36 protein-coding genes are annotated in these 26768 nt (G+C 67.7%); 31 read left to right on the top strand and 5 right to left on the bottom strand.

The window, feature by feature from the left end; translation table 11 throughout:
- Window positions 1-126 precede the first annotated feature (126 nt).
- On the top strand, window positions 127-294 hold the full coding sequence (locus O2L52_RS08820) for a hypothetical protein (protein WP_270114997.1): 168 nt from the start codon (window positions 127-129) through the stop codon (window positions 292-294).
- On the opposite strand, the gene O2L52_RS08815 is transcribed toward O2L52_RS08820, so the two are convergent.
- Entirely contained in the window at window positions 288-638 is a 351-nt protein-coding gene (locus O2L52_RS08815) for a type II toxin-antitoxin system PemK/MazF family toxin (RefSeq protein WP_270114996.1), read from the bottom strand. The genes O2L52_RS08820 and O2L52_RS08815 overlap by 7 nt on opposite strands.
- Window positions 631-855, bottom strand: coding sequence for a ribbon-helix-helix domain-containing protein (locus tag O2L52_RS08810; protein WP_270114995.1), 225 nt, complete (start codon window positions 853-855; stop codon window positions 631-633). Before O2L52_RS08810 ends, O2L52_RS08815 begins: the two co-directional genes overlap by 8 nt.
- A gap of 168 nt (window positions 856-1023) precedes the next feature.
- On the opposite strand from O2L52_RS08810, the gene O2L52_RS08805 reads away from it, so the two are divergent.
- The 25 genes from O2L52_RS08805 (at window position 1024) to O2L52_RS08685 (ending at window position 17879) form a co-directional block, all read left to right on the top strand.
- The gene (locus O2L52_RS08805; RefSeq protein ID WP_270114994.1) at window positions 1024-1386 is read left to right on the top strand and encodes a hypothetical protein; all 363 of its coding nucleotides are present in this window, start codon (window positions 1024-1026) and stop codon (window positions 1384-1386) included.
- A 666-nt stretch (window positions 1387-2052) separates the two neighbouring features.
- On the top strand, window positions 2053-2424 hold the full coding sequence (gene rpsL, locus O2L52_RS08800; RefSeq protein WP_270114993.1) for a 30S ribosomal protein S12: 372 nt from the start codon (window positions 2053-2055) through the stop codon (window positions 2422-2424).
- A 3-nt stretch (window positions 2425-2427) separates the two neighbouring features.
- Window positions 2428-2898, top strand: coding sequence for a 30S ribosomal protein S7 (gene rpsG / locus O2L52_RS08795; protein ID WP_030155149.1), 471 nt, complete (start codon window positions 2428-2430; stop codon window positions 2896-2898).
- A gap of 21 nt (window positions 2899-2919) precedes the next feature.
- A complete protein-coding gene (gene fusA / locus O2L52_RS08790) occupies window positions 2920-5025 on the top strand; it encodes an elongation factor G (protein WP_270114992.1) in 2106 nt (701 codons plus the stop codon).
- 128 nt (window positions 5026-5153) lie between these two features.
- Window positions 5154-6347, top strand: a complete 1194-nt coding sequence (tuf, locus tag O2L52_RS08785) for an elongation factor Tu (RefSeq protein WP_270109021.1) — start codon at window positions 5154-5156, stop codon at window positions 6345-6347.
- Between the two features lie 463 nt (window positions 6348-6810).
- Window positions 6811-7119, top strand: coding sequence for a 30S ribosomal protein S10 (rpsJ, locus tag O2L52_RS08780; RefSeq protein ID WP_026922761.1), 309 nt, complete (start codon window positions 6811-6813; stop codon window positions 7117-7119).
- 7 nt (window positions 7120-7126) lie between these two features.
- Window positions 7127-7774, top strand: a complete 648-nt coding sequence (gene rplC, locus O2L52_RS08775) for a 50S ribosomal protein L3 (RefSeq protein ID WP_270114991.1) — start codon at window positions 7127-7129, stop codon at window positions 7772-7774.
- Window positions 7775-7776: 2 nt separating this feature from the next.
- Complete coding sequence (gene rplD / locus O2L52_RS08770; RefSeq protein WP_270114990.1) at window positions 7777-8427, top strand: 50S ribosomal protein L4; 651 nt, start codon at window positions 7777-7779, stop codon at window positions 8425-8427.
- Window positions 8424-8738 (top strand): 50S ribosomal protein L23, encoded by a 315-nt coding sequence (gene rplW, locus O2L52_RS08765; RefSeq protein WP_030155137.1) that lies wholly within the window; start codon window positions 8424-8426, stop codon window positions 8736-8738. The genes rplD and rplW overlap by 4 nt, the downstream gene beginning before the upstream one ends.
- Before the next feature lie 11 nt (window positions 8739-8749).
- Window positions 8750-9592 carry a 50S ribosomal protein L2 gene (rplB, locus tag O2L52_RS08760; protein WP_228094838.1) on the top strand — a complete coding sequence of 281 codons (843 nt, stop codon included), beginning with the start codon at window positions 8750-8752 and terminating at the stop codon, window positions 9590-9592.
- A 3-nt stretch (window positions 9593-9595) separates the two neighbouring features.
- Window positions 9596-9877: a 30S ribosomal protein S19 gene (rpsS, locus tag O2L52_RS08755; RefSeq protein WP_208496280.1), complete on the top strand. Its 282-nt coding sequence runs from the start codon at window positions 9596-9598 to the stop codon at window positions 9875-9877.
- Between the two features lie 38 nt (window positions 9878-9915).
- Window positions 9916-10380, top strand: a complete 465-nt coding sequence (rplV, locus tag O2L52_RS08750) for a 50S ribosomal protein L22 (protein ID WP_205326518.1) — start codon at window positions 9916-9918, stop codon at window positions 10378-10380.
- Window positions 10380-11189: a 30S ribosomal protein S3 gene (gene rpsC / locus O2L52_RS08745; RefSeq protein ID WP_270114989.1), complete on the top strand. Its 810-nt coding sequence runs from the start codon at window positions 10380-10382 to the stop codon at window positions 11187-11189. The genes rplV and rpsC overlap by 1 nt, the downstream gene beginning before the upstream one ends.
- Before the next feature lie 5 nt (window positions 11190-11194).
- Complete coding sequence (rplP, locus tag O2L52_RS08740) at window positions 11195-11620, top strand: 50S ribosomal protein L16 (RefSeq protein WP_136528409.1); 426 nt, start codon at window positions 11195-11197, stop codon at window positions 11618-11620.
- Window positions 11621-11622: 2 nt separating this feature from the next.
- Window positions 11623-11856 (top strand): 50S ribosomal protein L29, encoded by a 234-nt coding sequence (rpmC, locus tag O2L52_RS08735; protein WP_205326516.1) that lies wholly within the window; start codon window positions 11623-11625, stop codon window positions 11854-11856.
- Window positions 11857-11918: 62 nt separating this feature from the next.
- Window positions 11919-12122, top strand: a complete 204-nt coding sequence (rpsQ, locus tag O2L52_RS08730) for a 30S ribosomal protein S17 (protein ID WP_373897047.1) — start codon at window positions 11919-11921, stop codon at window positions 12120-12122.
- A 12-nt stretch (window positions 12123-12134) separates the two neighbouring features.
- Complete coding sequence (gene rplN, locus O2L52_RS08725) at window positions 12135-12500, top strand: 50S ribosomal protein L14 (RefSeq protein ID WP_270114987.1); 366 nt, start codon at window positions 12135-12137, stop codon at window positions 12498-12500.
- A 3-nt stretch (window positions 12501-12503) separates the two neighbouring features.
- Window positions 12504-12818: a 50S ribosomal protein L24 gene (rplX, locus tag O2L52_RS08720; RefSeq protein WP_270114986.1), complete on the top strand. Its 315-nt coding sequence runs from the start codon at window positions 12504-12506 to the stop codon at window positions 12816-12818.
- Window positions 12818-13393 (top strand): 50S ribosomal protein L5, encoded by a 576-nt coding sequence (gene rplE / locus O2L52_RS08715; RefSeq protein WP_270114985.1) that lies wholly within the window; start codon window positions 12818-12820, stop codon window positions 13391-13393. Before rplX ends, rplE begins: the two co-directional genes overlap by 1 nt.
- The gene (locus O2L52_RS08710) at window positions 13386-13571 is read left to right on the top strand and encodes a type Z 30S ribosomal protein S14 (RefSeq protein WP_030155111.1); all 186 of its coding nucleotides are present in this window, start codon (window positions 13386-13388) and stop codon (window positions 13569-13571) included. The genes rplE and O2L52_RS08710 overlap by 8 nt, the downstream gene beginning before the upstream one ends.
- Window positions 13572-13656: 85 nt before the next feature.
- Entirely contained in the window at window positions 13657-14064 is a 408-nt protein-coding gene (gene rpsH, locus O2L52_RS08705; protein WP_270114982.1) for a 30S ribosomal protein S8, read from the top strand.
- Window positions 14065-14079: 15 nt separating this feature from the next.
- Entirely contained in the window at window positions 14080-14619 is a 540-nt protein-coding gene (gene rplF / locus O2L52_RS08700) for a 50S ribosomal protein L6 (RefSeq protein ID WP_270114980.1), read from the top strand.
- Window positions 14619-15014 (top strand): 50S ribosomal protein L18, encoded by a 396-nt coding sequence (rplR, locus tag O2L52_RS08695; protein ID WP_270114979.1) that lies wholly within the window; start codon window positions 14619-14621, stop codon window positions 15012-15014. Before rplF ends, rplR begins: the two co-directional genes overlap by 1 nt.
- A gap of 133 nt (window positions 15015-15147) precedes the next feature.
- On the top strand, window positions 15148-16947 hold the full coding sequence (locus tag O2L52_RS08690) for a glycoside hydrolase family 3 protein (RefSeq protein ID WP_270114978.1): 1800 nt from the start codon (window positions 15148-15150) through the stop codon (window positions 16945-16947).
- 134 nt (window positions 16948-17081) lie between these two features.
- A complete protein-coding gene (locus tag O2L52_RS08685) occupies window positions 17082-17879 on the top strand; it encodes a lysozyme (RefSeq protein WP_270114977.1) in 798 nt (265 codons plus the stop codon).
- Window positions 17880-17930: 51 nt separating this feature from the next.
- Here O2L52_RS08685 and O2L52_RS08680 read toward each other — a convergent pair whose 3' ends face one another.
- Window positions 17931-18812 (bottom strand): MurR/RpiR family transcriptional regulator, encoded by an 882-nt coding sequence (locus O2L52_RS08680; protein ID WP_270114976.1) that lies wholly within the window; start codon window positions 18810-18812, stop codon window positions 17931-17933.
- Window positions 18813-18914: 102 nt separating this feature from the next.
- Between O2L52_RS08680 and murQ the strand changes: the two genes are divergently transcribed.
- Window positions 18915-19844: an N-acetylmuramic acid 6-phosphate etherase gene (murQ, locus tag O2L52_RS08675; protein WP_270114975.1), complete on the top strand. Its 930-nt coding sequence runs from the start codon at window positions 18915-18917 to the stop codon at window positions 19842-19844.
- A 327-nt stretch (window positions 19845-20171) separates the two neighbouring features.
- Here murQ and O2L52_RS08670 read toward each other — a convergent pair whose 3' ends face one another.
- The gene (locus tag O2L52_RS08670; protein WP_270114973.1) at window positions 20172-21125 is read right to left on the bottom strand and encodes an N-acetylglucosamine kinase; all 954 of its coding nucleotides are present in this window, start codon (window positions 21123-21125) and stop codon (window positions 20172-20174) included.
- Between the two features lie 136 nt (window positions 21126-21261).
- On the opposite strand from O2L52_RS08670, the gene O2L52_RS08665 reads away from it, so the two are divergent.
- Genes O2L52_RS08665 through O2L52_RS08650 form a run of 4 tightly spaced genes read left to right on the top strand, consistent with a single transcriptional unit; the run spans window position 21262 to window position 25528 of the window.
- Window positions 21262-22191 carry a MurR/RpiR family transcriptional regulator gene (locus O2L52_RS08665; protein WP_270114972.1) on the top strand — a complete coding sequence of 310 codons (930 nt, stop codon included), beginning with the start codon at window positions 21262-21264 and terminating at the stop codon, window positions 22189-22191.
- Window positions 22192-22247: 56 nt separating this feature from the next.
- Complete coding sequence (gene ngcE, locus O2L52_RS08660; RefSeq protein ID WP_270114971.1) at window positions 22248-23654, top strand: N-acetylglucosamine/diacetylchitobiose ABC transporter substrate-binding protein; 1407 nt, start codon at window positions 22248-22250, stop codon at window positions 23652-23654.
- A gap of 30 nt (window positions 23655-23684) precedes the next feature.
- Complete coding sequence (locus O2L52_RS08655) at window positions 23685-24608, top strand: carbohydrate ABC transporter permease (RefSeq protein WP_270114970.1); 924 nt, start codon at window positions 23685-23687, stop codon at window positions 24606-24608.
- A gap of 8 nt (window positions 24609-24616) precedes the next feature.
- Complete coding sequence (locus O2L52_RS08650; protein ID WP_270114969.1) at window positions 24617-25528, top strand: carbohydrate ABC transporter permease; 912 nt, start codon at window positions 24617-24619, stop codon at window positions 25526-25528.
- A gap of 59 nt (window positions 25529-25587) precedes the next feature.
- Here the strand turns inward: O2L52_RS08650 and O2L52_RS08645 are convergent, their stop codons facing one another.
- On the bottom strand, window positions 25588-26262 hold the full coding sequence (locus O2L52_RS08645; RefSeq protein WP_270114968.1) for an HNH endonuclease signature motif containing protein: 675 nt from the start codon (window positions 26260-26262) through the stop codon (window positions 25588-25590).
- Window positions 26263-26768: the final 506 nt, after the last annotated feature.

Genomic DNA, 26768 nt, shown 5'->3' with positions numbered 1-26768 from the left:
ATCCCCCCACCCCCCCCGCCCCCCCCCCCCGCCCCCCCCCCGGGGGGGGGGGGGCCCCCCCCCCCCCCCCGCCCCACCGGCGTTTCCAGCACGATGTTCAGCTGCGGAAACATGTAGAACTTGGGCATGGTGAACATCGAGATTCGTGATGTGCCGCAGGAAGTCTGGGATGTACTCGTGGCAGATGCCGAGGCGCGCGGGCTTTCCATGCAGGACTACCTCCTCGGAATCTTGGTGGAGGAGGCGCAGCGCATACGGAGCGGGGCGAAGCGGGAGCGGCGGGACGCTCAGTAGAGGTCGAGGTGCATCCGCAGGCCTTCATCGACATGAGCGAGCAGTTCGGCGTTCAGCCCGCCGATCCGGTGGATGAACCGTTCGACGCTGAGCGCTCGGACGAGTTCGGTCTGGACTTTCGAGTCGAAGGACAGGCCCGTGTCCGCGGCCCGCAGTAGCGTCTGGAACTGCAAGACGCGCTTGGTGTTCGAAGTCAGGGGCACCACGGTGATGACGCCGTATCCAAGTTCGTCGACCGCCTCGTTGAGGGCGTTGTTGCTGACGATGACGGCGGGGCGGGCCTTGTTCGCCTCGGCGCCTCGTGCGGGTTCGAAGTCGACCTGGTAGATGTCGCCCCTACGCATCGGTGATGCCGTCTCCGGCCGTTCGCTCCCAGAGCTCAGCGTCAGGGGAGTCGCGCCACTCCTGCATCGCGAGCTTGTACTGCTCCTTGAGCTCCACTTCACGAAGCATCGCAATGCTCCGCTGCACCGCAGCGGAGCGAGAGGCGATGCCATGCTCACGCGCGAAGTTGTCGAGGAAGCGGATGTCCTCGTCGGGGATGCTCAGGCTGACTTTCATACTAGTCATCATACCCAAAATTCCTACCTTAAGGTGAGGCTCGAAAGAGGGATATCCGAGGGTGTGTCGCGGGTGGGCGGAGGTTCGGGGCGGCGGCGAATGCCGGCGGTCCTGAACCGGCGGGTAGCGCGCCGCGCGATGCGGCCCGATGGCCAATAGGATGGGCGGGTGGTTGAGGTGCGGGGGGTCTTCGGGGTTCGGCATCCGGACGATCCGGAGCCGGTGGAGTCGACGAAGGTGGTGGCGGCGCGGCTGCTCGCGGCCGTCGGGGTCGCCTTGTCGCCCTTTGTGGGCGGTGCGGTTCCGGCGCTCATCGCGCTGATGCTGGCACGCCAGGCCGAGGCCGATATCCGTGCGTCCGAAGGGTTCCTGCTCGGCGCCTCGCGGCTGCCGCTGATCCGGCGGCTCGCCTGGATCGCCCTCGGCATCGCAACCGCGGTCGTCGTGGCGGGCCTGCTGCTCTGGGTCCTCTCGCTCGCCCGCGCCGCGGGCGATCCGAGCTACGACGGGGGCGTCGCGGTTTCAGGTTGACGCCTCAGGGAACTGCTGGTGAACAGCGCCTCTAGTAGGGCATCCCGCGCGGGCCCGTCCCGCTTAGCGAGCTAATATAGGCCACGGTGTGTCTACCGCACCGAACGTACAGGTCAACGCCCCAGCCTCGGCAAAGCTTGCGAGCCGCGAACGGCGTCATCCCGGTATCCGTGACACTGAACACGGATGCCTTGCGGAGCGAAAACGGCTTTGACCTTGTTCGTTAGGCTAGGTAGGCTTCTCCCTTGCGCCTGGACACCGCTTTGAGCGGCATGGTGGCCCTGTCAACTCCGGCAGCTCGGTCCCCGTGAGAGCCAGGCCAGGTTGCGTGCCTGCAAGACGGTGGGATCTGATCCCTCCGGCTGGCGTCACCGGCACGCATCCCTCGCACTGGGGGCTTCGTGAACACGGTCGTGATGGCCGGCCCTATCGGGTCCGTTCGCGAACGCGTCTGAATCTGCACGACGGTTCGACCCGGGTTTCGGCCCTGGCCTGCCGGTTGGGCGGATATGGGTCCGGAGAGACGCGACACGCCCGAACGCGGGGGACGGAAACCCACGCCAGCTGAGCTGGGCCTGTACGGCCTCGGGGAAGCGCGCGGGTGAACAGGTGACGCCGCAGAGTCAGGAATACGCAACCGTCGACTGTTGAGAGGGGTTCGCCTCAGTGCCAACCATCCAGCAGCTGGTCCGCAACGGCCGCAAGGCCAAGACCAGCAAAACCAAGACGCCCGCGCTGAAGGGCAGCCCGCAGGCTCGCGGTGTGTGCACGCGTGTGTACACCACGACGCCGAAGAAGCCGAACTCGGCCATGCGCAAGGTCGCCCGCGTGCGCCTCATGAACGGCACCGAGGTCACCGCCTACATCCCGGGTGTGGGCCACAACCTGCAGGAGCACTCCATCGTGCTCGTCCGCGGCGGTCGTGTCCGCGACCTCCCCGGTGTCCGTTACAAGATCATCCGCGGCGCGCTCGACACCCAGGGTGTCCGCGACCGCAAGCAGGCCCGCAGCCGCTACGGCGCGAAGAAGGAGAAGTAAGCCATGCCGCGTAAAGGTCCCGCGCCGCGCCGGCCGCTTACCGCCGACCCGGTCTACAACTCGGTGCTCGTCACCCAGCTGATCAACAAGGTCCTCAAGGACGGCAAGCGCCGTCTCGCCGAGCGCATCGTCTACGAAGCCCTCGAGAACTGCCGCAAGAAGGCCGACTCGGACCCCGTGGTGATCCTCAAGCGCGCGCTCGACAACGTCAAGCCCACGCTCGAGGTCCGCTCCCGCCGCGTCGGCGGCGCGACCTACCAGGTCCCGGTCGACGTTCGTCCGCAGCGCGCCACCACCCTCGGTCTCCGCTGGCTCGTGGGGTATTCCCGCGACCGCCGCGAGAAGAGCATGGTCGAGCGCCTCACGAACGAGATCCTGGACGCTTCGAACGGCCTCGGTGCCGCGGTCAAGAAGCGTGAAGACACGCACAAGATGGCCGATTCCAACAAGGCATTCGCGCACTACCGCTGGTAGTCGCAGAGAGACTGAGAGATCGTGGCTAACAAAGCTAATGCGGCGCTCGCCAAGCTCCGCAACATCGGCATCATGGCCCACATCGACGCGGGCAAGACGACCACCACCGAGCGCATCCTGTACTACACGGGCGTGTCGCACAAGATCGGTGAGGTCCACGACGGCGCCGCGACGATGGACTGGATGGAGCAGGAGCAGGAGCGTGGTATCACCATCACCTCCGCCGCTACCAAGTGCGAGTGGGACGACCACATCATCCAGATCATCGACACGCCCGGCCACGTCGATTTCACCGTCGAGGTGGAGCGCTCGCTCCGCGTGCTCGACTCCGCCATCGCCGTCTACGACGGTGTCGCGGGCGTCGAGCCGCAGACCGAGAACGTCTGGCGCCAGGCGAACAAGTACGACGTTCCGCGCATGTGCTTCGTCAACAAGCTCGACCGCACCGGTGCGAACTTCTTCCGCTGCGTCGAGATGATGCAGGACCGCCTCAACTCCAACACCGCGGTGATCCAGCTGCCGATCGGGAACGAGGCCGACTTCATCGGCGTCGTCGACCTGGTCGAGATGCACGCCAAGGTGTGGCGCGGCGAGACCGGTCTGGGCGAGGAGTACACGGTCGAGGAGATCCCCGCGGACCTGGCCGACCAGGCCGAGGAGTACCGCGAGAAGCTCCTGGAGACCCTCTCGGACGTCGACGACGAGTTCGCCGAGAAGTTCCTCTCCGGCGAGGAGATCACGACCGTCGAGATCAAGGCCGCGATCCGCAAGGCCACGATCGCCAACCAGATCAACCCGGTGCTCTGCGGCACCGCGTTCAAGAACAAGGGCGTGCAGCCCCTGCTCGACGCGGTCGTGGACTACCTGCCGAGCCCGCTCGACATCCCGGCGATCGAGGGCACGCTCACCGACAACGAGACCCCGGCGCAGCGTCACGCGGACGTCGAGGAGCCCTTCTCCGGTCTGGCCTTCAAGATCCAGACGGACAAGCACCTCGGCCGCCTGACCTACGTCCGGATCTACTCGGGCACGGTCACCACCGGCACCCAGGTCGTGAACTCGACCAAGGGCCGCAAGGAGCGCGTCGGCAAGATCTACCAGATGCACGCCAACAAGCGCGAAGAGCGCTCGGAGGCGCAGGCCGGCGACATCATCGCGGTGCAGGGCCTCAAGGCCACCACCACCGGTGACACGCTGTCGGACTCCAGCGACCAGGTGATCCTGGAATCGATGATCTTCCCCGAGCCGGTCATCGACGTGGCCATCGAGCCCAAGTCGAAGGCCGACCAGGACAAGCTGGCCACCGCGATCCAGCGCCTCGCCGAAGAGGACCCGACCTTCCGGGTCAAGACCGACGAGGACTCCGGCCAGACGATCATCTCCGGCATGGGCGAGCTCCACCTCGACATCCTGGTCGACCGCATGAAGCGGGAGTTCAACGTCGAGGCCAACATCGGCAAGCCGCAGGTGGCCTACCGCGAGACGGTCACCCAGCGGATCGAGAAGGTCGAGTACCTGCACAAGAAGCAGACCGGTGGTTCCGGTCAGTTCGCGCGCGTGCTCGTCAACCTCGAGCCGCTGGAGATGAAGTCGAACGAGGACGAGATCTTCGCCTTCGAGGACAAGATCACCGGTGGCCGCATCCCGCGCGAGTACATCCCGTCGGTCAAGGCCGGCGCGGAGTCCGCGCTCGAAGACGGCGTCCTGGCGGGCTACCCGCTGGTGGGCGTCAAGATGGAACTGATCGACGGTCAGTACCACGAGGTCGACTCCTCGGAGATGGCCTTCAAGATCGCCGGCCGCATGGCGCTCAAGGAAGCGGCCAAGCGGGCGCGTCCGGTGATCCTCGAGCCGATGATGTCCGTGGAGGTCATCTGCCCCGAGGACAACATGGGCGACGTCATCGGCGACATCAACTCCCGTCGCGGCATGATCCAGGAGATGGGTGAGCGCGGCAACGACCGTACGGTCAAGGCCGTCGTTCCGCTGTCGGAGATGTTCGGTTACGTCGGCGACCTGCGGTCGAAGACGGCCGGGCGTGCGAACTACTCGATGCAGTTCGACACCTACGCCGAAGTCCCGGCGAACGTCGCCAAGGAGATCATCGCCAAGGCGACAGGCGAGTAAGCGTTTCGGGCGCCCAAGCCTGGGCGCCCGGCGCTGACCACCTGTTGCCAGCAGAGGCGCTGAGTTCCAAAGCGACGCAATAGGTCAGATAAGTCAAACCAGATTTAACCAGTCCACAGGAGGACGAAGTGGCAAAGGCAAAGTTCGAGCGGACCAAGCCGCACGTCAACATCGGCACGCTGGGTCACGTCGACCACGGCAAGACCACGCTCACCGCGGCGATCACCAAGGTCCTGCACGACAAGTTCCCGGACCTGAACCCGTACACGCCGTTCGACGAGATCGACAACGCTCCCGAGGAGCGCCAGCGCGGTATCACGATCTCGATCTCGCACGTCGAGTACCAGACCGAGGCCCGTCACTACGCGCACGTCGACTGCCCCGGCCACGCCGACTACATCAAGAACATGATCACCGGTGCCGCCCAGATGGACGGTGCGATCCTGGTCGTGTCCGCCGCTGACGGCCCCATGCCGCAGACCCGCGAGCACGTCCTGCTCGCCCGCCAGGTCGGCGTTCCCTACGTCGTGGTGGCGCTCAACAAGTCCGACATGGTCGACGACGAGGAGATCCTCGAGCTCGTCGAGATGGAGGTCCGCGAGCTGCTGTCCGACCAGGGCTTCCCGGGCGACGACGCTCCGGTGGTCCAGGTCTCCGCTCTGGGCGCCCTCGAGGGCGAGCAGAAGTGGGTCGACGCCGTCGCCGAGCTCATGCAGGCCGTCGACGACTCGGTCCCGGAGCCGGAGCGCGCGACCGACCTGCCGTTCCTCATGCCGATCGAGGACGTCTTCACCATCACGGGCCGCGGCACCGTGGTCACCGGTCGTGTGGAGCGCGGTGTGCTCCTCCCCAACGAGGAAGTCGAGATCGTCGGCATCCGCGAGGGCGCGATCCAGACCAAGGTCACCGCGATCGAGATGTTCCGCAAGACCCTCGACGACGCGCGCGCCGGTGAGAACGTGGGGCTCCTGCTCCGCGGCACCAAGCGCGAAGAGGTCGAGCGCGGCATGGTCGTCGTCAAGCCGAAGACGACCACCCCGCACACCGACTTCGAGGCCGCGGTCTACATCCTTTCCAAGGACGAAGGCGGTCGTCACACGCCGTTCTTCAACAACTACCGTCCGCAGTTCTACTTCCGGACCACCGACGTGACCGGCGTCGTGACCCTCCCCGAGGGCACCGAGATGGTCATGCCGGGTGACAACACCGACATGAAGGTGGAGCTCATCCAGCCCATCGCCATGGACGAGGGCCTGCTCTTCGCGATCCGCGAGGGTGGCCGCACGGTCGGTTCCGGCCGAGTCACCAAGGTGCTCAAGTAAGACCGCACACCGGGGCGGTCCGACGCCCGAGGCGAAGCTCACCAGCCGAGCCGAAAGCGAAGGGCCGCCCCGGTTCACTTGCGCCTCACAGCGAACGCTGCGTGGCCGGAGACGCTCTCCGGTCCGGCGCTTGAGGCGCGCACGAACCGCATACGCGTAACCTGTCCCACTGTTGCCCGACCCCAGCTTGCTGGGCGAATGGGGGAGCAGGCATAATATTCAGGTTGCGTACGCTCCGGCGTTCCCAGTGCTGTGCACTGCGAAGGACACCGGTGCTCACGCCCGGCCCGCGGGCCCGAGTAGGCACTTAGCCGTGCTGAGAGGGACCGTTTCATGACGGGCAGGCGGGCGAGCCAAACAGACCGGCAAGGGGCACAACTGTGCCCCAGGTCAATCTGAAACTCGCGACACGCCCGACCGCGTGGAGCGGTCTGAACAGCCAATTTACGTTAGGTTAGGAATCATGGCGGGACAGAAGATCCGCATTAGGCTGAAAGCCTACGACCACGAGGTCGTGGACTCCTCGGCCCGCAAGATCGTGGAGACGGTCACCCGTACCGGTGCTGCCATCTCCGGGCCGGTGCCGCTGCCGACTGAGATCAACCGCTTCTGCGTGATCCGGTCGCCGCACAAGTACAAGGACTCGCGCGAGCACTTCGAGATGCGCACGCACAAGCGCCTCATCGACATTCTCGACCCGACCCCGAAGACGGTCGACTCGTTGATGCGCCTTGACCTCCCGGCCGGCGTCGACATCGAGATCAAGCTGTAGGGGACCAATGGACAGGCAGATCAAGGGAATCCTGGGCACCAAGCTCGGCATGACCCAGGTTTGGGACGAGAACGGCCGCGCCGTTCCGGTCACTGTGGTGCAGGCCGGCCCGAACGTGGTCACCCAGGTTCGCAAGCCCGACGTCGACGGCTACGCGGCCGTCCAGCTGGGCTTCGGCGACATCAAACTCAAGAACGTGACCAAGCCGCTCCAGGGCCACTTCGAGAAGGCAGGCGTCGCTCCGCGTCGCCACCTCGTCGAACTGCGCACTGCGGACGCCGCCGACTACGACCTCGGACAGACCGTCGAAGCCACCATCTTCGAAACCGGTCAGCTCGTGGACGTGACCGGCACGACCAAGGGCAAGGGCTTCGCCGGTGTGATGAAGCGCCACGGCTTCGGGGGTCTCCCCGCCAGCCACGGCGCGCACAAGGTCCACCGCGCCCCCGGTTCGATCGGTGGCTGCGCCACCCCGGGCCGCGTCTTCAAGGGCATGCGCATGGCCGGCCGGATGGGTCACTCCCGACACACGACGCAGAACCTGCGCATCCAGGCGGTCGACGCCGAGCGCGGTCTGCTGCTCATCGTGGGCGCCATCCCCGGGCCGAAGAACGGCCTGGTGCTCGTCCGCACGGCAGTCAAGCAGGTGGCATAACCATGAGCCTCGAAATCAACGTGAAGAACGCCTCTGGTGAGGCGACGGGTAAGACCATCGCGCTTCCGGCGTCGATCTTCGACGTCGAGCCGAACATCCCGCTCATGCACCAGGTCGTCACGGCGCAGCTGGCCGCCGCCCGCACGGGCTCGGCCAAGACCAAGACCCGCGGCGAAGTCCGCGGTGGTGGCAAGAAGCCGTACCGCCAGAAGGGCACCGGTCGCGCCCGTCAGGGCTCGATCCGCGCGCCGCAGTTCAACGGCGGCGGCGTCGTCCACGGCCCGCAGCCGCGTTCGTTCGCCGAGCGGACCCCCAAGAAGATGAAGGCAGCCGCTCTCGCGGGTGCCCTCACCGACCGGGTGCGCGGCGAGAACGTGCACGTCATCGACGCCTTCGTCGAGGGCGAGTCGCCCAAGACGAAGTCCGCGCAGGCCGCACTGGCCACGATCACCGAGTCCTCCAAGGTCCTGGTGGTCCTCACGCGCGACGAGCAGACCGCGGCCCTGAGCCTGCGGAACCTGCCCGAGGTGCACCTGCTCGACTGGGGCCAGGTCAACACCTACGACGTGCTCAACAACGAGGACATCGTGTTCAGCGAGGCCGCCATCGAGGCGTTCATCGCTGACCGGACTGAGCAGGAGGTCGCGGCGTGAGCGAAGTGACCGTCGCCGACCCGCGCGACATCATCATCAAGCCGGTCATCTCGGAGAAGACCTACACCCTCCTCGGCGAGGGCAAGTACACCTTCGAGGTCGACCCGCGCGCCAACAAGAGCCACATCAAGATCGCCATCAAGCAGATCTTCAACGTGGACGTCAAGAGCGTCAACACCTTGAACCGGTCGGGCAAGCGCAAGCGCACCCGCACCGGCTGGGGTCAGCGCAAGAGTGTCAAGCACGCGATCGTCACCGTGGAAGGCGACCCCGGTCGCCTGGGTGAGATCTTCGGCGGACAGATCTCGTAGGAGCAAGAAGCATGGCTATTCGCAAGTACAAGCCGACGACGCCCGGGCGTCGTGGCTCGAGCGTCTCCGACTTCGCCGAGATCACCCGTTCGACTCCCGAGAAGTCGCTGCTCCGCCCGATCTCCAAGACCGGCGGGCGCAACAACTCGGGCAAGATCTCGACGCGTCACCGCGGCGGCGGCCACAAGCGCCGTTACCGCGTGATCGACTTCCGTCGCCACGACAAGGACGGCGTGCCGGCGAAGGTCGCTCACATCGAGTACGACCCCAACCGCACCGCCAACATCGCGCTGCTGCACTACGCGGACGGCGAGAAGCGCTACATCCTGGCCCCCAAGGGCATCAAGCAGGGTGACGTGATCGAGAACGGCCCGGAGGCCGACATCAAGCCCGGCAACTCGCTGGAGCTGCGTCACATTCCGGTCGGTACCACGATCCACGCGGTGGAGCTCAAGCCCGGCGGCGGCGCCGCTCTGGGCCGTTCCGCCGGCGCCTCGATCCAGCTCCTCGCCCGTGAAGGCAAGTACGCGCACCTGCGCATGCCTTCCGGTGAGATCCGCCTGGTCCAGGTCACCTGCCGCGGCACCGTCGGTGAAGTCGGCAACGCCGAGCAGGGCAACATCAACTGGGGCAAGGCCGGCCGCATGCGCTGGAAGGGCTGGCGCCCGACCGTCCGCGGTGTCGTCATGAACCCGGTCGACCACCCGCACGGTGGTGGTGAAGGCCGTACGTCCGGTGGTCGCCACCCGGTGAACCCGCAGGGCAAGCCCGAGGGCCGCACCCGCAAGCGCAACCACCCGAACGACCGGCTCATCGTCCGTCGTCGCAACGTCAACCGGAAGCGAGGGAAGTAGTCCATGGCTCGCAGCCTCAAGAAGGGCCCGTTCATCGACGACCACCTGCAGAAGAAGGTGGACGTTGCGATCGAGACCAAGAGCAAGAACGTCATCAAGACGTGGTCGCGCCGTTCGACGATCACCCCGGACTTCATCGGGCTGACCTTCGGCGTGCACGACGGTCGCAAGCACGTTCCGGTCTACGTCACGGAGAACATGGTCGGGCACAAGCTCGGCGAGTTCGCTCCCACCCGCACGTTCCGCGGGCACGAGAAGGACGACCGGAAGAGCCGTCGCCGCTAGGCCACGGGCTATGAGAAACGAACGAAGGATTTAAAACGATGGCAACAGTGGAGCAGGAGGCTCCGAAGGCGCGCGCGGTGGCGCGGTACGTCCGCGTAGCACCTCGCAAGGCGCGCCGCGTCGTCGACCTCGTGCGTGGTCTGCCCGTGGACGAGGCCTTGACGACTCTCGAGTTCGCGCCTTTCAGCGCGGCCGAGATTGTGTACAAGGTCATCGCGTCGGCTCAGGCGAACGCCGAGAACAACCTCGGTCTCGACCCGGAATCGCTTCTGGTGTCCGAGATCAAGGTCGACGAGGGCCCGACCATGCGTCGGTACCGCCCGCGCGCCCACGGTCGCGCCTACCGGATCAACAAGCGCACCAGCCACATCACCGTGGTGGTCGAGTCGGTCCAGGCCAAGCAGTCCGCCGCTCCCTCGGTTCGCCGGCCCAAGGCCGCCGCTCCGAAGCCGGTCGAGGCTGACGTGAAGTCCGAGAACGCTGAGAAGGAGGAGACCGCCTAATGGGTCAGAAAATCCACCCGCACGGGTACCGCCTCGGCATCAGCGCCGACTGGACCTCGCGTTGGTACGCCGACAAGGAGTACGCCGACTACATCGGCGAGGACGTCAAGATCCGCCAGCTCATGACCAAGGGTCTCGAGCGCGCCGGCATCTCCAAGGTGGAGATCGAACGCACCCGCGAGCGGGTCCGCGTCGACATCCACACCGCCCGCCCGGGCATCGTCATCGGCCGCAAAGGCGCCGAGGCCGATCGTCTGCGCGGCAACCTGGAGAAGCTGACGGGCAAGCAGGTCCAGCTGAACATCATCGAGGTCAAGAACCCCGACATCGATGCGCAGCTCGTCGCCCAGGGCGTCGCGGAGCAGCTGTCCAGCCGTGTCAACTTCCGTCGCGCGATGCGCAAGGCCATTCAGTCGGCCATGCGCAACCCGACCGTGAAGGGCATCAAGGTTCAGTGCTCCGGCCGCCTCGGCGGTGCCGAGATGAGCCGTTCCGAGCAGTACCGCGAGGGCCAGGTCCCTCTGCACACGCTGCGCGCGAACATCGACTACGGCCTGTTCGAGGCCGCCACGACCTTCGGCCGCATCGGCGTGAAGGTCTGGATCTACAAGGGTGAGGCCACGCTCAAGGAGCAGGCCGAGCAGGTGCAGCGTCGCCGGGACTCCGGTCCCGACCGCGGCGGCCGTGGTGGCCGCGGCGGAGCCGGCGCCGCCCGTGGCGGACGCGGCCGTGGTGGCCGCGGCACCGCCGCTCAGCCTGCGGAGGCCGCTGCCGCCGCGCCCGCCGAGTCTGAGAAGCAGGAGGGCTAAGCGACATGCTCATGCCACGGAAACCGCCGCGCGGTTACCGGAAGCCTCACGCTCCGAAGCGCAAGGGCAAGGCCACTCGCGGCACGAAGGTCTCCTTCGGCGAGTACGGCATCCAGGCGCTGGAGCACAGCTATGTGACCAACCGCCAGATCGAGTCCGCTCGTATCGCCATGACCCGCCACATCAAGCGTGGTGGCAAGGTCTGGATCACGATCTTCCCGGACCGTGCGATCACGAAGAAGCCCGCCGAGACCCGTCAGGGTTCCGGTAAGGGTTCACCCGAGTTCTGGGTGGCGAACGTCAAGCCGGGCCGCGTCATGTTCGAGCTCTCGTATCCGACCGAGGAGATCGCCCACGAGGCGCTCCAGCGGGCGATCCACAAGCTCCCGATGAAGTGCCGCATCGTCTCTCGTGAAGGGGCAGGTGAGTAGCAATGGCTACTGGTATCGACACCGGTGAGCTGCGCGAGCTCAACGACAAGGAACTCCAGGCGAAGCTCGTGGAGAAGAAGGAAGAGCTGTTCAACCTGCGGGTCCGTAACGCTACGGGCCAGCTGGAGAACAACCACGAGCTCGGTCTGGTCCGCAAGGAGATCGCGCGGATCTACACCGTGATGAACGAGCGCCGGTTGGGCCTCAGCGCCGCGCCGGAGGAGGTTGAGAAGTGAGCGAGGAAACTCAGACTCGCGGTCGGCGCAAGGTCCTTGAGGGCTTCGTGACCGGCGACAAGATGGACAAGACCGCTGTCGTCGAGGTCGAAGACCGCAAGAAGCACCCGCTGTACGGCAAGGTCATCAGGTCCAACAAGAAGTACAAGGCTCACGACGAGAACAACGAGGCCGGCATCGGCGACCGCGTCACCATCATGGAGACCCGTCCGCTGTCGAAGACCAAGCGTTGGCGCATCGTCGAGATCCTCGAGAAGGCGAAGTAGGGGGATCGGGACGTGATTCAGCAAGAGTCGCGGCTCAAGGTCGCCGACAACACCGGTGCGCGGGAGATCCTGTGCATCCGTGTTCTCGGCGGCTCCGGCCGACGCTACGCCGGTATCGGCGACACGATCGTGGCGACCGTCAAGGACGCCAACCCCGGAGCCGGGGTGAAGAAGGGTGACGTCGTCAAGGCCGTCATCGTTCGCACGGTCAAGGAGACGCGCCGTCCCGACGGCACGTACATCAAGTTCGACGAGAACGCCGCCGTCCTCGTCAAGGACGGCGAACCGCGAGGGACCCGTATCTTCGGGCCGGTCGCCCGCGAACTGCGCGACAAGCAGTTCATGAAGATCATCTCCCTCGCACCGGAGGTGCTGTAAGAGATGAAGATCAAGAAGGGCGACCGAGTCCGCGTCATCGCTGGCAAGGACAAGGGTGCCGAGGGACTGGTGCTGGAGTCGTACCCCGACCGCGAGCGCGTGCTCGTCGAGGGCGTCAACCGCATCACCAAGCACACCAAGGCCGGACAGACCGCCCGCGGTTCGAAGACCGGTGGCATCGTGGTGCAGGAAGCCGCGATCCACATCTCGAACGTGCAGGTTCTGGACGCCGACAACCAGCCCACTCGCGTGGGTTACCGGTTCGGCGACGACGGCCGCAAGGTCCGCGTTTCGAAGCGGACGGGTAAGGACCTGTAATGACTGACGTTGCAGAGAAGGTCCAGCCGCGCCTGAAGGAGACTTACCGCTCCGACATCAGGCCCGCGCTGCAGGACCAGTTCAAGTACACCAACATCCACCAGATCCCCGGTCTGACGAAGATCGTGGTCAACATGGGTGTCGGCGAGGCCGCTCGCGACTCGAAGCTCATCAACGGCGCGCTGGAGGACCTGACCACCATCACCGGTCAGAAGCCCCTCGTCCGTCGGGCCAAGAAGTCGATCGCGCAGTTCAAGCTGCGCGAGGGCCAGGCGATCGGCGCGAAGGTGACCCTTCGCGGCGACCGCATGTGGGAGTTCCTCGACCGCCTTCTGGCGATCGCGCTGCCGCGCATCCGCGACTTCCGCGGTCTCTCGGACCAGCAGTTCGACGGCAACGGGAACTACACCTTCGGTCTCACCGAGCAGAGCGTGTTCCCCGAGATCGACCAGGACAAGATCGACCGGGTTCGCGGTATGGACATCACGCTGGTGACCACCGCGAAGACCGACGACGAAGGCCGGGCGTTCCTGAAGCTGCTCGGCTTCCCGTTCAAGGAGAACGACAATGGCTAAGAAAGCCCTCATCGCGAAGGCCAAGCGGAAGCCGAAGTTCGCCGTGCGCGCCTACACCCGCTGCCAGAAGTGCGGCCGGCCGAAGGCCGTCTACCGCAAGTTCGGCCTGTGCCGCGTCTGCGTGCGCGACATGGCCCACGCGGGTGAACTCCCGGGCGTCCACAAGGCTTCCTGGTAACTCCAGGGCCCATAGCTCCGATCGCTACAGGCCCCGCCAGTCTCCATAAGGCGGGGAACCGGAGTGAGAAAGGTAAACAACGCTAATGACAATGACCGACCCGATCGCAGACATGCTGACCCGTCTGCGTAACGCCAACCAGGCGTACCACGACGAGCTCAAGATGCCGCACTCCAAGATGAAGGCCTCCATCGCGGAGGTCCTCAAGCAGGAGGGCTACATCGCCGAGTGGAAGGTCGTGGACCCTGAAGAGGGCAAAGTCGGCAAGACCTTGGTGATCGACCTGAAGTTCGGCGAGCGCCGCGAGCGGTCCCTTGCGGGCCTGCGCCGCGTCTCCAAGCCGGGCCTGCGGGTCTACGCCAAGTCCACTGAGCTTCCGCGCGTCCTCGGCGGTCTGGGTGTGGCCATCGTGTCCACGTCCCAGGGCCTGCTGACGGACCGCCAGGCTCGCAAGCGCGGCGTTGGCGGCGAAGTCATCGCCTACGTCTGGTAGCAGGAGGGTATAAGCATGTCCCGCATTGGGAAGCAGCCGATTCTGGTGCCCTCCGGCGTCGAGCTCAAGATCGATGGCGCGACGGTGACCGTGAAGGGCCCCAAGGGCCAGCTCAGCACTGAGCTGCCCGAGCCGATCGCCATCGAGAAGGAAGAGGACGGGACCTTCGCGGTCACCCGTCCGAACGACGAGCGCAAGTCCCGGGCCCTGCACGGCCTGGCCCGCAGCCTCGTCAACAACATGGTCGTCGGCGTCTCGGAGGGCTACAAGAAGTCCCTCGAGATCAACGGCACCGGTTACCGGGCCGTCGCCAAGGGCAAGGGCGTGGAGATGAGCCTCGGCTTCTCCCACACCATCCAGGTCGACGCGCCGGAAGGCATCTCGTTCAAGGTCGAAAAGCCGACCCTGCTGCACGTCGAGGGCATCGACAAGCAGCTCGTCGGCCAGGTCGCGGCGAACATCCGCCGTCTGCGTCCGCCGGAGCCCTACAAGGGCAAGGGCGTCAAGTACGTCGACGAGCGCATCCGCCGCAAGGCCGGAAAGGCTGGTAAGTAATGGCGAGCAAACTCGAAAACCGCCGCCCCTCCGGGACCATCTCGGAGCGTCGCCGGATCGGCAAGAACCGCCGTCACTTCCGTGGCCGCAAGAAGATCACGGGTACGGCCGCTCAGCCGCGCCTCGCGGTCTTCCGGTCCTCGAAGCACATCGTGGCCCAGGTCATCGACGACGTCACCGGCCGCACGCTGGCCGCCGCGTCGACGGTGGAAGCCGGCCTCCGTGCGTTCGAGGGCGACAAGACCGCTAAGGCCAAGGAAGTCGGCAAGCTGGTCGCCGAGCGCGCCAAGGAAGCCGGCGTCGAAGCGGTCGTGTTCGACCGCGGTGGCGTCAAGTACCACGGCCGCGTTGCGGCCCTGGCCGACGCCGCCCGTGACAACGGCCTGAAGTTCTAGGACTTCGGAACGGTTTCGAAGCCGGGGAGGAGCTGATGCTCCTTCCCGGCTTTCGTCGTGTTCGGTGTGATTTGCGTCGGGCCCGCCGCGGGTCGCGGTGGCGCCGGGCGCGGGTCTGGGCCAGGATGGGCGGGTGCCTTCCCCGAAGCTCTCCCGCAAGACCGTGCTCGTCTCGAGCGTCGCCGGGGCCTTCGCGGTCATCGGCGGCGGCGCCGTGATCGCCGAGGCCGCGGCCCGGCGAGGCGACGAGGAGGAGCCCGCGGGGGACGAGGCGGCGGCGCCGACCCCGGACTGGGTCGAGTCGCAGCTGGCCGGGATGTCCCTGGAGGACAAGGTCGGGCAGTTGTTCATGGTCTACGTGCACGGCGAGTCGGCCGACACCGGCCAGTCGGACGCGGTGGCCTCGAACATGGAGCGGCTCGGCGCGGCCAACGGCGCGGCGTTCATCGCCGCCTTCAAGCCCGGCGGGATCATCTATTTCGACTGGTCCAACGGACTGTCGGACCCCGCCCAGGTCGCGGCGCTCTCGAACGGCCTCCAGGAGGCCTCCGAGATCCCCCTGCTCATCGCCACCGACCAGGAGTACGGCTCGGTCGTGCGGATCGGCGAGCCCGCCACGCAGTTCCCCGGGGCGATGCCCCTTGGCGCGACCCGCGACACCGAGGCGGCGCGCCGGGCGGCCGAGGCGGCCGGCGCGGAATTGCGCGCGATGGGCCTCAACCTCAACTTCGCGCCGGACGCGGACGTGAACGTGGACCCGCGGAACCCGGTGATCGGGGTGCGGTCCTTCAGCTCGGACCCGGCGCTCGTCGCCGAGTTCACCACGGCGCAGGCCGGCGGCTACCAGGCCGGCGGCGTCGCGGTCGCCGCCAAGCACTTCCCCGGGCACGGGGACACCGGCACGGACAGCCACGTGGGCCTGCCCGTGATCACGCACTCCGCCGAGGAGTGGGAGCGGATCGACGCCCCGCCGTTCACGGCCGCGATCGCGGCCGGGACCGACATGGTCATGTCAGGCCACCTCCAGTTCCCGGCGCTCGACGACTCGCTCAAACCCGCGACGCTCTCGGCGCCGATCCTCACCGGGCTGCTGCGCGAGCGGCTCGGCTTCGAAGGCGTGGTCGTCACCGACTCCCTCGAGATGGAGGGGGTCCGGGCCGAGTTCGGCGACGAGCGGGTGCCGGTGATGGCCCTGCAGGCCGGGGTCGACCTCCTGCTCATGCCGCCGGACTTCCAGCTGGCCTTCGAGGCGGTGCTCGCGGCCGTCGAGTCGGGGGAGCTGACCGAGGAGCGCATCGACGCCTCCGTGCGGCGCCTGCTCGCGCTCAAGGTCGCCCGCGGGATCATCGCCGAGCCCGCGACCGACCCCGCCGGTACTGACGTGGTCGGCTCGGACGAGCACCGGCAGGTGGCCGCCGACATCGCCGACCGCTCGATCACGCTGCTCGCCAACGACGGCACCCTGCCGTTCGCGGGTGGCAGCGTTCTGGTCACCGGCTGGGGCGAGAACACCACCGCGCGCCTGACCGAATCCCTGAATGCCGAAGGGCTGCAAGCGGAAGCGCTCGTCACCGGTGAGGAGCCGAGCGCGGAGCAGGTCAAGGCCGCCGTCACCGCCGCCGCGGGCCGCGACCTCGTGATCGTCACGACCTTCGGTGCGGAAGCCGGTGGGGCGCAGGCGGACCTGGTGGCCGAACTGCTGAAGACCGGCGTCCCGGTCGTGCACGCCGCGGTCGGCACCCCGTACGACGCCGCGCACGTCGGCGCGGTCAACGCGAGCCTGGCGACCTACTCGTACACGGCCGCTTCCCTTGGGGCTCTGGCGAAGGTCGTGACCGGCGCGGTCGACCCGAGCGGGACGCTCCCGGTGGACGTGCCAGGAGCGGACGGCGCGGTCGCCTTCGCGTTCGGCCACGGCCTGCGCTACACGTAGCCGTTCACCCGCGCGTAGCAGAAAGTTATTTTCACACGCTTGACTCCTTGTGGAACTTCTCTTCATACTGGGTTCCGGGTGCAAACCGTGCACTCCTCCCATTCCACTGATCTCCTCACAAGCAGGGAGTAATAGTGCCGCGTCTCTCAAACCTCAGCTTCACCACCCATCGAGAAGCCCCCCGAAACCCCCGCCGCGGACTGCGGGCCGCCGTCGTGCTCCTCACGGCCACCGTCCTCACCATCGCCGGGCTGACCCTCGCGAGCCCGGCCCAGGCGCAGACCCGCGTCGCCGGCATCGACGTCTCCAACTACCAGGGCTCGATCAACTGGACCTCCGTCAGGAACTCCGGCGTCCAGTGGGCCTACATCAAGGCCACCGAGGGCACCACCTACAAGGACCCCCGGTTCAACACCAACTACGTGGCGGCCTACAACGCGGGCGTCATCCGCGGGGCGTACCACTTCGCCCGGCCCGGCAGCTCCAGCGGCACCGCGCAGGCGGACTACTTCGCGAGCAACGGCGGCGGCTGGTCGGCCGACAACCTCACCCTGCCCGGCGCGGTCGACCTCGAGGCCCCGCCCTCGGGCGCGGCCTGCTACGGCCTGAGCACCACCCAGATGCGCACCTGGATCACCGACTTCTACAACCGGTACAAGGCGCGCACCGGCCGCGACGTGGTCATCTACACGACCGCCTCGTGGTGGAACTCCTGCACCGGATCGTGGACCGGCATGGCCTCCAAGAGCCCCTTGTGGATCGCGCACTGGGGCGCGACGAGCCCGGCCCTCCCGGCCGGCTGGAGCAGCACGACCTGGACGTTCTGGCAGTACACCGCCACCGGCTCGGTCTCCGGCATCGCCGGCAACGTCGACCGCGACCACTTCAACGGGTCGAGGGACCGACTCCTGGCCCTCGCCAACAACACCTGATCCGATCGACCGGATAGGCGGGGGCCCTGGCGGTCCCCGCCTTCGTCGCGCTCAGGCCCGTTGGCGCCCTGAGACCGCCGCCGCCGTGGCGGCGAGGGCCTTGGCGGTGCGCTTGCGCTGCTTGGCCGCCACGCCGACGAAGAGGCAGTCGACGACCATGAGCTGGGCGATGCGGCTCACGGTGGCTCCCGAGCGGAACGTGGTCTCGCGGGCCGCGGTGGTGAGGACCAGGTCGGCGGCCTTCGCCAGGGGCGAGCGCGCGTGGTTGGTGATCGCGATCGTGGTCGCCTCGCGGTCGCGGGCGGACTCCAGGAACTCGACGGTCTCGGTGGTGGCCCCGGAGTGGGAGATCGCGACCGCGACGTCCTTCGGGCTGGCGAGCGCGGTCGCGACGAGCGCGGCGTGCACGTCAGGCCAGGAGAACGCGGTGCAGCCGATGCGGTGGAGCTTCTTGACGAGGTCCGCGGCGACGATCCCGGAGGCCTCGACGCCGAAGACGTCGATGCGGCCCGCGGCCGCGAGCGCGGCGACGGCGGCTTCGCAGGCGGCCGTGTCGAGGGCGTTCGCGGTGTCGGTGATCGCGCCGACGTCCGCGTAGGAGACGGTCGCGATGATGCGGGACATGTCGGCGCCCGTGGGGATGTCGCCGCCCGCGATCTCGCGGTCCGGACCCTCGCCGGTGCCGATGACGGCCTGCGCGGCGCGCATGCGAAGCTCGCGGTGCCCGGCGAGGCCGAGCGAGCGGCAGAACCGCACCACGGTGGCCTCGGAGGTGCCCGCGGCGCGGGCGAGCTCGGTGATCGTCCGGGTCGAGGCGGCCTCGGGCTCGCGGATGATCTCTTGGGCGACCTTGGTCTCCGCCTTCGAGAGCGAGGGCAGGACGGACTTGATGAGCACCAGGAGGTTGGGCGTGTCGGTGCGGCTGGCAGGCATGACGACACCGTACACCTGCAGGGGCGCTGCCACGGTACGGCGCGATTCTTCATTTCCATACGTTGGGATGAAAATTCACTTCATTGCGCTAGGCTCGCAACTGTGAGTGAGACGACCGAGCGCCTGCGGGCGCGCACGCAGCTGGCCGCCCTGGCAACGGAGCAGGCCGACCCCCGCTACGCCGGGATCGAGGCGCTCGCGACGCTCGACCTGGCGCGCACCATGAACGAGGCCGACGCGAGCGTCCCGGCCGCCGTCGCCGCGGTGCTGCCCGACGTGGCCGCCGCGATCGACGCCGTGGCCGCGCGGCTCGCCAAGGGCGGGCGCCTGCGGTACGTCGGGGCCGGGACGGCCGGGCGGATGGCGGTCATGGACGCCGCCGAGTGCCCGCCGACGTTCTCGACCGACCCCGAGCTCGTGAAGGCGATCCTCGCGGGCGGCAGGGCCGCCGAAGGCGGCGCGGTGGAGGGCACCGAGGACGACGCCGCGGCGGGGATCGCCGCGATGGCCGCCGAGGACATCGGCCCCGCCGACGCGGTGGTCGGCCTGGCCGCGAGCGGCCGGACCCCGTTCGTGGTCGCAGCGGTCGAGGAGGCCCGGCGGCGCGGGGCGCTCACCGTGGGGCTGTCGTGCAATGCCGACACGCTCCTGTCGGCGGTTGCGGAGCACCGCATCGAGGTCGAGGTCGGGCCCGAGGTCGTGGCCGGTTCGACGCGCTTGAAATCCGGTACGGCGCAGAAGTTCGTGCTCAACATGATCTCGACGATCACGATGGTGCGCTTGGGGAAGGTCTACCGCAACTACATGGTGGACATGCGGGTCGCCAACTCGAAGCTCGCGGCGCGGGCGGTGCGGATGATCCGCGAGATCACCGGCGCCGACGCGGAGGCCGCAGAGGCGGCCCTGGCGGCCTCGGGCGACCACGTGAAGACCGCGGTGGTCATGCTCGAACTCGGCATCGGCGCACCGGAGGCCAAGGCGAGGCTGGAGGCGGCCGAGGGCCGCCTCTCAGGAGCGCTCAGGGCGGCGTGAGGGCGAGATGAGCACGGCCCGCTCCGCTCAGGGCACGGGTGAGCATGGCTCGCATGGTGTTCGATGTCGGACCCGTGTGGGAGAGTCGTCGCATTTATTCGGTTGGTCGGAGGTGGATGCGGGTGGGAAGGGGCATGCCCTACGGCCGCCGGCGGCCCAGCGGGCCGCCGAACGGCTCAAGCCGGGCGGGCTGACGGTGGACCCGGGAATGACCGCTGCACGCGAGCCGACCGCGCGCCGCGAGCGCTGAGCGGCTAACGCCAGGGAGCCGGCGGCGAGGGCGTTTGCCGCCGCACGGCAGCGGCGGCCCAGCGGGCCGCCGAACGGCTAGCGCCAGGCGAGCTGGCGGTGAAGGCGGACGCGGGCTTCGGGGTCGGTGACGAAGGCGCTGGCGGCCATCCAGGCCGCGCCGATCGCGGGGTCGGTGGCCTTGCTGATGCCGGCCTTCGGGTACACGAGCCGGAACCGCTCCTGGAGCAGCGCGGCGATCGGGGTCGGGCGCGTCAGGAGGCTCCCGGCCATGACGATCGGCAGTTCGCGGTCGACCACGTACGAGACCGATTCCGCCAGGTGACCGACCGCCCTGGCGACGATCGACTCGGCGACCGGGTCGCCGCCGTCGGCCGCCTCGCACACGAGCGCTGAGAAGCGCGAGAGCCGCACGGGCGGGTCCGCCATGCACTTGGCGACCAGCGCGCCCGAGCGGCGCTTGTCGGGCGAGATCGCGGCGATGATGGCCTCCACGAGCCGGCCGCCGGGGCCGTTGCCGTCGATGTGCCGCAGCGCGGCGCGCACGGCCTCGCGGCCGAGCCAGAAGCCCGAGCCGGCGTCGCCGAAGAGCCAGCCGTAGCCGTCCGAGCGCAGAGCCGGGGCGCGGTCGCGGATCGCGAACGCCACCGCGCCGGTGCCCGAGACCACGACCGTGCCGTCCGATGCGGACGATCCGGCCGCGAAGGCGATCACCGCGTCGGAGACGACCCGGACCTCGCACTGGGTCGCGAAGCGCCGCTTGAGGTCCGCGGAGAGCTCGCGCACCTCCTCGGTGAGGGAGAGCGCACCGGCGGTGCCGACGCAGACCGAGCCGACCTCGGACGGGTCGATGCCGCCGAGGGCCCGCTGGAACGCGAGGGCCATGTTGGACAGCGCGATCTCCCGGTCGCCGCCGACCGGATTGGCCGGTCCGGAGGCGCCGGTGCCGAGCAGTGCGCCGGTCTCGTCGATGAGAACGGCACGGCTGCTGGTCCCGCCGGCGTCGAGGCCGACGGCGAGTCTTGCGTGCATGTTGGGGTCCCCGCTCCTTGCGATACCAGCAGTATCCGCCTTCGGTGCAAACCAGTAAAAATAATTCTCATGAACTTGACACGAGTGTGGCACAGGTAATAGTTTTTCTTGCATCCACCTCCCGAAGGGGATGCCAATGGAGCGAACCAGCCCAGATGCGCCCAACGCACCCGCCGCGGCCGGAGTCCTCGAACGGATCCGCCACGGCGCCAGTGAACTGTCCGAAGCCATGTCCAAAGTGGCCGACCAAGTGCTCGCCGACCCCGAAGCGGCGGCGCGGGCCACGATCATGGACCTCGCCGAACTCTCCGGTACCTCCCCAGGAACCATCACCCGATTCTGCCGTCATCTCGGATATGACGGTTACGCAGCCCTCAGGGTTGCAATCGCAACCGAAACGGGACGCGCCTCGGCCCGCCGCGAGACCGGCTGGGACGTCAACATCGGCCAGGAGATCGCCCCCTCCGACCCCCTCGACCGGGTCCTCAAGCAGCTCATCACCATCGACGCCGCGATGCTCCGCGACACCGTGGACACCCTGGACCTCGGCGCCGTCGAGCGCGTGGCGGCCCGCGTCTGCGACGCCCGCCGCGTCGACGTCTACGGCGTCGGCACGAGCGCCACGGTCGCCCGCGAGCTCCAGATGGGCTTCTACCGCACCGGTGTCGCCGCCTGGGTCTGGACCGAGGTCCACGACGCCCTCGCCAGCGCCGCCCTCCTCGGCAAGGGCGACGTCGCGTTCGCGGTCTCCCTCTCCGGTTCCACCGCCGAGGTCATCGAGATGCTCTCGGAGGCCGACAGCCGCGGCGCGCTCACGGTGGCGCTCACCGGGGACGGCGATTCGGCGCTCGCCGAGATCGCCGACATCTGCCTGACCTCGGCCACCACCCGCACCGGCCACCGCGCCGACCTGCTCGCGTCCCGGCACTCGGCGCTGCTCGTGGCCGACCTCGTGCACATCGCCGTCGCGCAGCAGCGCTTCCCCGCAGCCCTCGAGGCCCTGGAGTCCCGGGCCCGAGCCGTGGTCGGCCACCGGCCGTCACGCCAACGGAACGGCGCGAGCTGACCCGCTCGCCGTCCACCGCGGTCTTGCCCAACCTCATACCCCTTGAAGGAGCGACCATGACGAACACGCCAGCCGACAAGCACCTGATGTTCAACCGCCGCAACCTGTTCGGCGCCACCGCTGCCGGCCTCGCGGTCTCCTCGCTGGCGGCGTGCGCCACCAGCGGCGGGGACGACGAGGCCGGCGAGGTCGAGGTGGGGGAGGACGCGGAGAACCCGTTCGGCGTCGACCCCGCGGCGCCCTTGGACGTCGTCATCTTCGACGGCGGCTTCGGCAACGAGTACGCCGTCGCGCATCAGGAGATCTACAAGCGGGCCTTCCCTGACGCGGAGGTCAACCACCTCGCCACGCAGGCGATCGCGGAGACGCAGCAGCCGCGGTTCGCCGAGGGCAAGCCGGCCGACGTCCTCGACAACTCGGGCGCGCAGCAGATCCCGATGGACGCGCTCGTGAGCGACGGCGAGCTCGCCGAGCTCACCCCGCTGCTCGAGGCGCCGTCCTACGACGACCCCGAGGTCACGGTGCGGGACACGCTCCGCGAGGGCGTGCTCGAGGCGGGCACCTTCAACGGCAAGGTCTACGCCCTCAACTACGTGTTCAACGCGTGGACGATCTGGTACGACGCCAAGCTCTTCCGCGACCAGGGCTGGACGCCGCCGACCACGTGGGACGAGATGATCGCGCTCTGCCCGACCATCAAGGCCGCCGGGATCGCGCCGTGGACCTACGCGGGGCAGCACCCGGTGTACCTCTACGACATGTTCCTCATGCTCGCGGGGCGCCACGGCGGCGTGCAGGTCCTCAAGGACATCGACAACCTGAAGGAAGGCGCCTGGAACCACGAGTCGGTGGTGCTGGCGGCGCAGGCGATGCACAGCCTCGGGGAGTCCGGGTTCCTGCTCGACGGCAGCGCGGGCATCGACCACATCCAGTCGCAGACGGCCTTCAACAACAACGAGGCGGCGTTCCTGCCGTGCGGCTCCTGGCTTCCCAACGAGCAGAAGGCGATCGCCCCGGCGGACTTCGAGTACGCGCCGATGGGCGTGCCCTACCTCGAGGGCAGCGCGCAGCCGGGGCTCATCAGCGCCGGCGGCGACGAGCCGTTCGTGGTGCCGAAGAACGCGACGAACCTCTCGGGCGCGTACGAGTACCTGCGGATCATGCTCTCGCAGGAGGGCTCGCAGATCTTCGGCGACACGGTGCAGGCCACCACCGTCGTCAAGGGGGTGGCGCTCGACAACGAGGCCGCGAAGATGACCGACGCGCTGGTGTCCAATCCGGACGACATGTTCCAGCCGCAGTTCCGTTACTGGTACACGAAGATGAACGAGGAGGTGCGACCCGCGCTCGGCCAGCTCATCAACGCCGAGTCGACGCCCGAGGAGTTCATCGCGCGGATGCAGACGGTCGCGGACGAGACCGCCGCGGACGACACGATCGAGAAGTTCACCCACGAGGACTAGGCGCGACGAGACGAGAGGAGGGCCTGGGCTGTGAAGCACGGCAGGTACCCGTTCATCCTGAGCTTCCTGGCGCTGCCGGTGGGGCTGTACGCCTGGCTGGTGATCCTGCCGTTCGCCCAGGCCTTCCAGATCTCCCTGACCGACTGGTCGGGGTCGTCGAACTCGTTCGAGTACATCGGGTTCGACAACTACGTGAACCTCTTCAAGGACGAGCGGCTGGTCCTGCCGGCCTTGCGGCACACCGGGATCATCCTGGTGGTGCTGCCGGTCGTGACGATCGCGCTGGGGCTGTTCTTCGCGTTCATGCTCAACCTCGGCGGGCGGGTCCGCCGGGGCCGCATCGAGGGCGTGCGCGGGGCCCGGTTCCACAAGATCGTGTACTTCTTCCCGCAGGTCTTGTCGGTGGCGATCATCGGGATCCTGTGGAAGCAGGTGTACGCGCCCGAGAACTTCGGCGGGCTCATCACGGGCGCGCTCACGGCGGTCGGGCTGCCGGCCCCGGTCAACGGGTTCCTCGCCGACACGCGGTTCGTGCTGGCGGCGGTGATCGGCGTGCTCGTGTGGAGCGCGGTCGGTTTCTACCTGGTGTTCTTCTCATCGGCGATGGCCTCGATCCCGCGCGACCTGTACGAGGCGGCGGTGATCGACGGTGCCGGGCGCGGCCCGATGTTCTTCCGGATCACGCTGCCGCTGCTGTGGGACTCGGTGCAGACCGCGTGGATCTACCTCTCGATCGTGGCCCTGGACGTGTTCGTCCTCATCTACATGATGACGCCCGAGCGCGGCGGCCCCGACGCGGCGAGCGAAGTGGTCGGCGGCGTCATCTGGAAGTACGCGTTCAACCACGGCGAGCAGGCGTTCGCGTCGGCGCTCGGCGTGGTCCTGTTCTTCGCCGCCCTGTCCTTGGCGGTCGTGTCGCTGCGGTTCGGCCGCCGCGAGCGGATCGAGTTCTGAGGAGCGACATGGCAACCGACACCGCCCCCGAGGCCGCGCCCGCGACGGACGAGACCGCCCCCGCCCGGGCCCGGCAGCAGGCGCCGAAGCCCGAAGGCAACGTGCTCAACGTGTTCTCGCAGGGCTTCCTGTGGCTGTGGGCGCTCATGGTCATCATCCCTGTGGCCTGGATCGTCTTGTCCTCGTTCAAGACCACGCGGGAGATCGCGTCGAACCCGCTCGCCCTGCCCGAGGCGATGCACTGGGCGAACTACGTGAACGCCTGGACGAACGGCAACATCGGCGGCTACTTCCTCAACACCGTGCAGGTCATGGTCTTCAGCGTCGCGGGTACCATGCTGCTGGGCGCGATGGCCGCGTACGTGCTCGCGCGCTACGAGTTCCCGGGCAACCGGGTCATCTACTTCGGGTTCGCCGCGGGGATGATGTTCCCGGTGTTCCTGGCCCTGTTCCCGCTGTTCAAGACTTTGCAGAACGTGTCGCTGCTGAACACCTACACGGGGCTGGTGATCGTCTACATCGCCTACTCGCTGCCGTTCACGGTGTTCTTCCTGACGGCGTTCTTCCGCACGCTCCCGACCGGGGTCGCCGAGGCCGCAGTCGTGGACGGCGCCGGGCACTACCGGTTGTTCTTCCAGGTCATGCTGCCCATGGCCAAGCCCGGGCTCATCGCCATCACGATCTTCAACGTCATCGGCCAGTGGAACCAGTTCCTGCTGCCGCTGGTGCTCCTGGGCCGCAACCCCGAGGACGCGATGATCTCCCAGGGCCTGGCGAACCTCGCGCTGCGCCAGGGCTACGAAGGCGACTCGGGCGCGCTCTTCGCCGGCACCGTGCTCGCCATGATCCCGATCTTCATCGCCTACATCCTCTTCCAACGCCAGATCCAGGCGGGTTTGACGGCTGGGGCCATCAAGTAACGAGGTCTCGTACCTTTCGGGTCGGGTTTTCCCGGTTTCTGGTTGGAACGGGTCGGGGTTCAGGCTGGCAGCGACAAAGGGGTGGCCTCCTCGCGGGGCTGGTGCTCGGCTTCGAGGTCTGGAGTGCCTTGCGGTTCAATCGGGCGGCGACAAAGAGGTGAGTGGCGGGCCGGGCCCCCTTGTCGGCTTTGCGGTGTGCGGGCCTTCCCGGGCCGGTTGCCGGGCCTGGGCATGCCGGAGGGCCCGATCCCTTTCGGGTTTCGGGCTGCGCTGCACTGGTGGTGTTGCGGCGCTTCCCCCAGCGGTCGCCCGCTGGGGCAGCCTAAGACCGGCACCGGTGGCGATGCCCCGAACCGCTCTCGGCATTTGGCCTTGGCTTCCTTGATGGCCGCCAGGCATCGTTCCTTATCAATGGCTTCGGCCCTGGCATCGAGGTCGGGCTTCAGCGCTTCGGACCATTCCGACCGGTAGAGGCCGGTAGGGAACACGTCCCAGTCTGAGCCTTGGTGCTCGGTGTCGATGTCCTGGTCGGTGCGCCAATCGGAGCAGCCGCACCCAGTGCTGTCACTGGGGGCGCTCTGGTCGTGGCCCTCGTGGTCGTGGTGGGTGATGACCGCCTGTCCCGGACCAGTCTTCTCCACGCTCCAACCAGTCGTATGGATGCGGCCGTGGTGGAACCTGCACAGCAGGATCAGGTTCTCGGCGGCAGTCGCGCCGCCGTCGGCCCACTCCAAGTTGTGATGTACTCATATATCGCTATGTATCAATTGATGCTATCTGTTGTCGTGTGATCCGAGAGGTGTTGCGAGTGAAGGGCTGGCGCGCTTTAGTTGCTGCCGGGACTCGCTTCATCTGGGCGTCTTCGTGCCTCCGTGGGCCTGCGGGATGTCGGGGCGGGGGGCACGCTCGTCGGGCCTGGGTATCGCGGCTCGATTCCGCCCCGGGATGTGGTCGTTGCAGAATCGTGATATTTTCCCAGGGTTCTCGTCGCTGCGAGCGCAGAGGCAAGCGCTCACCTGCGGTTGTCGCACTGTGGACCGCACGGCGGGCGGGTCTCGATACCGCTGCCGGTCGGTGGTCTTCTATGAAATGTCCTTTATTGAGGGATGACTTGAGATGGGTTGGGCTTGACGGAGTTGGGCTCTGATCGGTAACTTTCCGTATCGTCTCAGTCGGTGTCCGGCTGTCCGTACGACCCACAACTGGAGAGCGACCCCTCGTGAAACCCCATCTCCCTGCT

Source organism: Glycomyces algeriensis (genome assembly GCF_027622855.1).
Classification (GTDB): Bacteria; Actinomycetota; Actinomycetes; order Mycobacteriales; family Micromonosporaceae; genus Glycomyces; species Glycomyces algeriensis.
The sequence above is the reverse complement of the archived record's forward strand: the minus strand, read 5'-3'. Positions and strand labels throughout refer to the sequence as shown.